At 68.3% G+C, this 1,862-nt stretch carries 1 protein-coding gene and 1 pseudogene; both read right to left on the bottom strand.

What is annotated here, in order from left to right; translation table 11 throughout:
• Window positions 1–1,006: aldehyde dehydrogenase family protein (locus tag WAW17_RS15750; RefSeq protein ID WP_422333883.1), on the bottom strand; the 1,006-nt coding region annotated here is incomplete at its 3' end.
• A 397-nt stretch (window positions 1,007–1,403) separates the two neighbouring features.
• Window positions 1,404–1,862 (bottom strand): annotated as a pseudogene (locus tag WAW17_RS15745) (ferredoxin); the annotation flags it as partial.

Raw genomic sequence — 1,862 nt, 5'->3', positions numbered from 1 at the left:
GCCGGGCACTGGCCATCGGACCGATCTGCGTGTCGGGATCGAGCGCATCACCGACCGTCAGACCCTCCACGAAGCCGGTGAACACGTCCACGATCTGCGCGTAGCGGCTGCGCGGCACCAGAATCCGGGTGGACAGATAACACGTCTGACCGTTGTTGAGCAGCGTCGCGCCGAACAGGTTCTGGGCAGTGGTGGCCAAGTCCAGATCGGCGTCGTCGAGGATGATCGCCGCGGACTTTCCTCCCAGCTCCAAGGTGACCGGGCGCAGCATCCGCCCGCACGTCTCGGCGATCTGGCGGCCCGCACCGGTCGAGCCCGTGAAGGCGACCTTGTCGACCCCGGGATGGGAGACCAGATGCGCGCCGACGTCGCGCCCGCCCGTGACGATGTTGACCACGCCCGGCGGCAGCGCTGCCTCCTGTACGGCCTCGGCCAGCAGGTAGCTGTCGAGAACGGTCTCCGGTGAGGGCTTGATGACCACGGTGCAGCCGGCGGCCAGCGCCGGAGCGTACTTGAACGCGGCCAGCGTCTGCGGGAAGTTCCACGGCACAATCGCGCCGACCACCCCAACGGGTGTACGCCGCACCAGGGTGGTCCCACCGAACAACCCCGGACGGCTCCCCTCCGGGTCGCGGTCACGCACCATGCCCGCGTAATAACGCAACAACGTCGCCGGGAACACCGCCTCCAGCTGGCGCGACACCGCGATCGGCATCCCGTTCTGACTGCTGACGCGATGCGCGATGTCCTCCCCCCGCTTGTCGAGCGCGTCGGCCAGCCTCTCCAACGCCTCGGCGCGCCGCGCAGGCTCCCAGCGCGACCAGCCCGCCGGGTCGTCACACGCGTCGCGCGCCGCCGCGACCGCTGCGTCGACATCAGCCTCGGTGGCCTCCGGTACCTGCCCCAGCACCTCCTCGGTGCTCGCCGACACCACCGTGATCTGCGTCGCCCCGCTCGACGTGACCCCTTCCCCACCGATGAACAGCGAGTCGTACGTCACCGACATTTCGTCTCCTTTGACCAGCAATCTCAGGTGAGCCAGCTCATCTGTCGCCACTCGGTGTGAGCTAGGTCATGCAGAGCATAGAGGTTTCATTCCGTGATAGTCAAGGATCATAACTAGGTGGTGGGTTCGGCCCGCCACGCTTGCCACGGCGCCCGTACGCTGCCAGCATCGGCCGGACGGCGGTCGGGCCGCGTTCAACCCATCACGGCCGGCCCACTGCCGTACTGCGCGCGGGCTGCGGCGTGCTCGGGCCTATCCGGCCAGCACAGGGATCGACGGTTCGTCATCGAGCGGTTGGGCAGCGGCGGTCAATACTGCGGCGGGCCGATCACTGTTGGCGCACATCGCTGCCCGGCGGGGTCCCCATGGCCCGCGGGGTGCAGGCGTTTGGGTTCGATTACTTCTGTGCCGCGGCGAGTGCGTCGGCGATGCGGACGAACTTGTCCCGGGGACGGGACCTGTCGAGTCCGCGTTGGCGTTCGGCGGTGTCGATCGCGCACCAGTCCTGCCAGGACAGTGGCTGGACACCGCGTTCGGCCAGCAGGTCCGTTAGGGCGGTAGGCTCGTCGATATCGCGGGTGAGCAGGTCGTTGTCGAAGTCTGTCCATAGCTGTGTCACGGTTTGCTCGGCGCAGCCGCGGTTGGTGCCGATCACTCCGCGGGGTCCGCGTTTGACCCAGCCCGTGACATAGATACCGGGTGCTGGTTGACCGTCGTGATCGTGCACGCGCCCGTTGTCGTGGGGCACCCGGCCGCTGGCCGGGTCGAACGCCACCCCGGGGATGGGGTGGCTGCGGTAGCCGATGGACCGCAGGAGCAGCGATGTCTCGATGACGGCGGTGTGGCCATCTGGGCC

This window comes from Rhodococcus sp. (in: high G+C Gram-positive bacteria) (assembly GCF_049286785.1).
Classification (GTDB): Bacteria; Actinomycetota; Actinomycetes; order Mycobacteriales; family Mycobacteriaceae; genus Rhodococcus_F.
The sequence above is the reverse complement of the archived record's forward strand: the minus strand, read 5'-3'. Positions and strand labels throughout refer to the sequence as shown.